The sequence below is a fragment of the Paratractidigestivibacter sp. genome (genome assembly GCF_052362415.1).
Classification (GTDB): Bacteria; Actinomycetota; Coriobacteriia; order Coriobacteriales; family Atopobiaceae; genus Paratractidigestivibacter.
Window position 1 is genome coordinate 1 of sequence record NZ_DAWEMK010000126.1, and the last position, 4,401, is coordinate 4,401.

Annotated in this window: 4 protein-coding genes; all 4 read left to right on the plus strand. The window is 64.5% G+C overall.

The genetic code is table 11. The features are described 5' to 3' along the window. Nucleotides 1-484: hypothetical protein (locus ACT84W_RS09585; protein ID WP_444329040.1), on the plus strand; the 484-nt coding region annotated here is incomplete at its 5' end. Between the two features lie 194 nt (nucleotides 485-678). Beyond that, complete coding sequence (locus ACT84W_RS09590; RefSeq protein WP_117204709.1) at nucleotides 679-882, plus strand: cold-shock protein; 204 nt, start codon at nucleotides 679-681, stop codon at nucleotides 880-882. 74 nt (nucleotides 883-956) lie between these two features. Beyond that, nucleotides 957-2,633 (plus strand): diguanylate cyclase, encoded by a 1,677-nt coding sequence (locus ACT84W_RS09595; protein ID WP_444329041.1) that lies wholly within the window; start codon nucleotides 957-959, stop codon nucleotides 2,631-2,633. A 195-nt stretch (nucleotides 2,634-2,828) separates the two neighbouring features. After that, the gene (locus ACT84W_RS09600; RefSeq protein WP_432291418.1) at nucleotides 2,829-4,220 is read left to right on the plus strand and encodes a CCA tRNA nucleotidyltransferase; all 1,392 of its coding nucleotides are present in this window, start codon (nucleotides 2,829-2,831) and stop codon (nucleotides 4,218-4,220) included. Nucleotides 4,221-4,401 lie beyond the last annotated feature (181 nt).

Here is a 4,401-nt window from a genome sequence, read left to right on the forward strand (position 1 = left end):
GTGCGGCGTTCTCTTTATGTATGTAGGACGCCTCCTGCATGATGAGGGGCTGCTCGAGCGCGGCGCCATACCGGTGCCCCTCCTCATCGCGATGGGTGGAATTGGACTTTACGCGGGCTTGTTCGGCGGCGGCGCTTATATGGTCGAGAACAAATACCCGGCAGGTTTCCTTAACGTTGCCGGAGGTATTTGCCTCGCAATACTGCTTATCAAGGCATCAAAAGTGCTTTGCGACAAGTTCGCTCACGCCATGAGGCCTCTTGAGCTGATTGGCAAGATTACGTTGCCGCTGCTTTGTATGCACCTTGTTTTTCTACTCCTATGGGCCGAAATCAGTGCTTTGCTCGAGCGTCGCTGCGGCGTGGTGATCACCTCTTGGCTGCCGGTTTTAGCGATAAACGTCGCTGGTCCGCTCGTGCTTGTGGGCCTCATCGGGCTTCTTCCTAATCGCATGCGAGCGATGTTCGGATTGAAGAGTCGTTGAGGAGCCGGCTTCTTTGCCCGACCACTCACGGAGATGCAAGGACCGTGGGCGGTTTAAAACTCGAGTTGCGGGTTTCTCGGCATGCCGTGAGCGTTTTCGGGGTACCATAAACAAGTGGCGATTCCGCCGCAAGGTATCGCGTCCTACCCGGGCGCAGCATTTGGCCCCGCGGGGCTAAGAACGAAAGGCACGACATGGCACAGGGTACTGTTAAGTGGTTCAACCCGGACAAGGGCTACGGCTTCATCTCTCGCGAGGATGGCGACGACCTGTTCGTCCACTACTCCGAGATTCAGATGGACGGCTTCAAGACCCTGGACGAGGGCCAGGCTGTCGAGTTCGAGATCACGACCGGCCAGAACGGCAAGCTCCAGGCTTCCAACGTCCACAAGCTCTAAGTCCTTATTTCTATATGAGCTGAGAAGGGACCTGCCCACGGGCGGGTCTCTTTTTTTGCATCGTCCCGTCGTGTGTGTCCGACTATGACGTGTTTCTGCAGCACAACGCGGAGAACCCGGACCTGTTCGACAAGTTCGCCAACTTCGCCAACACGAGGACCGACTGGCGCTACAACGATTTCTACCTCTTCAACGGCGCGGACGAGTTTCTTACCGCCTCCGACAGAAGCGGCGTGGCGAGCTCGATCTCGGGCGTCTTCAACGAGATGTACGCCAAGAACACGAGCACGGTGCGCACATACTTGTCGAGCACCGGCCAGCAGATGATCGCCTTCGCCGTCCCGCTTTCCAATTCCGTCGAGATCAACGGTACCTCTTACACCGGCGTCGCGGTCAGCTACAAGGCGAGCGTCGTCCAGGAGCTCGTCTCGGCAAAGATCTACGATGGCTGCTCCGATGCATTTGTGGTGACGCCCTCGGGCGATGTGGCGATCTCGCTCCAAGAAAAGACGGAGCTGACCGATTCGTTCGTGAACCTCCCGGAATATCTGAGGGCACACACGGAGTTTGTGTACGGGGACGCCGAGTCGGTGCGCGCGGGGATCGCCGGGGGCGGGCAGGGCGTCGCGCTCGTCTCGAGCGGAGGCCGTGAGGAGTACCTCGCGTATCTGCCCTCTGGAGTCGACGGGTACTCGGTCGTCGGCATCGTGCGCCGTGACGTTGTCGAAGCCGGGGCGAAGCGCCTTCAGTCCGTCTCGATCCTGTCGATGCTGGGAATCGGTTGTTTGATCACCTGCATGGTCGTGGCGATCATCGTCCTCGTCAGCCATCGCCGCCTTGCCCACGAGGTCGAGGCGCGCCGCGCGGCGGAGGAGAAGGGCGCGCTCAACCGGCTGCTCTACAACGGGGTGGCGCAAATTATCGACCGGCTCGCCCTGGTCGACCTCGTGAACGACACTTATGAGTATCGCGAGCAGCAGCTGGGGGAGGACCTGTACCCCGAGCGCGGAAAATACCGCGCGCTTCTTGCCGAGGTGTCGCGTAGATACATGGTCTTGAACGGCGACGGGGAGGTGAAGATGGGCGCGCTCCTCTCGCCGGGGCGCATTAGGCGCGAGCTCGGGCGCGACGGCGATTTCCTCAAGATCGAGTACTGCGGCCGGACCGAGAACGTCTATAAGGTCATGAACGTCATCCCCGTCGAGTGGGGCGACGACGGGCTGGTGAGCAAGGTCATGCTCGCCGTGCAGGACATCGGCCAGAAGGTCGAGCTGCGCAACATCGCGAACACCGACGGCCTCACGGGGCTCTTCAACGGACGGTGCATGAGCGAGGTTCTCCACGACAAAGAAAGGCGCCGCGAGCCCTTTACGCTGTATTTCCTCGACCTCGACCGATTCAAGCCCGTGAACGACGAGTACGGCCACGACGTGGGCGACAAGCTGCTCATGGCCGTCGCCGAGAGGCTCCGCGGGTGTATCCGCTCGAGCGACTACGCCTTCCGCATCGGCGGCGACGAGTTCGTCGTCGCGGCGTGCATGAACGCAGACCCCGAGGGCGCGGCGATGCTCAAGGGCCGCCTAGAGGGGTCCATTGCCAAGCCGTACATCATCGACGGTTTGCGCATCGAGGTCGGGGCGAGCTGCGGGTTCGCCGCCTTCCCCGAGGAGGCGGACACGCTCGGGGGCGTGCGCGTCCTCGCCGACCAGCGCATGTATGCCGAGAAGGAACGCCGCTACGCGCAGCGCTGATGCTCGCTCGTCCCTGGGGCGCCCATCACTGGGTGACACCCATCACTGGGTGACAGTCATTGCGTGCAGTTTTCTGTGACACCCATTATCCGGGGACACCCATTGCCGGGTGACAGTCACCAGGAGCAGCACTTTTGGGACACACATGGGGTTCGCGGGCTATACTCGACTGGCAACCGAGCCGAGGAGAAGCACGTGGCCGTCACCAAACCTGTACACATTGAGGTGCCCGCTTACGCACTGCGCGTCGTCCGCGCGCTCGAGGGCGCCGGGTTCGAGGCCTGGGTCGTCGGAGGCTTCGTGCGCGACGCGCTCATGGGCGGGGCCGGCCACGATGTGGACGTGACGACCTCGGCGCCCTGGCAGCAGACCGCCCGCGTGCTGCGTGCCGCCGGCATCGAGGTCCACGAGACGGGTGCCCAGCACGGCACGGTGACGGCCGTCGTCGATGGCCTGCCCGTGGAGACGACCACCTACCGCGTCGAGGGCGCCTACTCGGACATGCGCCATCCCGACGTGGTGCGCTTCGTCGAGGACGTCCGCGAGGACCTCGCCCGGCGCGACTTCACCGTGAACGCGATGGCCTACCATCCCGAGCGCGGGCTTCTGGACCCCTATGGCGGCCAAGAAGACCTCGGCCGCGGCGTCATCCGCGCGGTGGGGGAGCCCCGCCGACGCTTCGAGGAGGACGCGCTGCGCGTGTTGCGTGCGGTGCGCTTCGCGTGCCGGCTCGGCTTTACCATCGAGCCCGCTACGCAGGAGGCGCTCGTCGCCTGCGCGCCCGAGCTCGCGGGCATCGCGCACGAGCGAATCGGCCAGGAAATGGACGGGATTCTCGCCTCGGGCCGCGTGGCATGGGCCCTGCGCCACGAGTTCGAAGTCCTCGCCGCCGCGATCCCCGAGCTCGCGCCCATGCGCGGCTTCGACCAAAAGAGCCCCTACCACGCCTACGACGTGCTCGAGCACACCGCGCGCGTCTGCGCCGGCGCCGAGGAGTTCACGGGCGGCTTCGCGCCGAGGGCCCTGCGTTGGGCCGCGCTTCTCCACGACGTGGCAAAGCCCGCCTGCTGGAGCGTGGACGAGGGCGGGCGCGGGCACTTCTTCGGCCACCCCGAGGAGGGCGCGCGCATGGCGGGCGAGGTCATGGGGCGCCTGGCCATCGAGCGCTCGACGGTCCGGGAGGCCCAGGCGATCATCCGCCTGCACGACCTGCCCATCCACCCGACCGTCCGCTCCATCCGCCGCATGCTCGCCAAGCTCGAGGGCGCCTGCCCCGGCAGGGGAGAAGCGCTCGCCCACGCGCTCATCGACCTCAAGCGCTCCGACGCGGTGGGCAAAGCGCCCAAGTGCATGGGCTACGCGGCCGAGCTCGACGCCATGGAGCGCGTGCTCAGGGCAGAGATCGCCCGCGGCGCCGTCTGCGCGATCGGCGACCTCAAGGTCAACGGCGCCGACGTCATGCGCGAGCGGGGGATCGAGCCCGGCCCGGGGGTGGGCATGGTGCTGCGATCGCTCCTCGACGCGGTGCTCGCCGACGAGCTGCCGAACGACCGGGAGGCGCTTCTTGCTGAGCTTCGGTACCGGTAGGGATGCGTCGCGCGGCGGGCTAGAAGCGCGAGCCACGGGCGTCGTGCCGATAAATTCCAAGCGTCGGAAAATTTTTTCCAATTGACGCTTGCAAAGTCCGCAACGCTCCCGTATAGTAATTTCTCGCGCAAAGGCGCGCTGAAGTAGCAAATTGGGACTTCGTCTAGTGGTAGGACAGCGG

What these genes read in the sequence shown, in the direction of transcription:
- ACT84W_RS09590 (WP_117204709.1), top strand. Translation starts at nt 679, where the DNA reads ATGGCACAGGGTACTGTTAAGTGGTTCAACCCGGACAAGGGCTACGGC.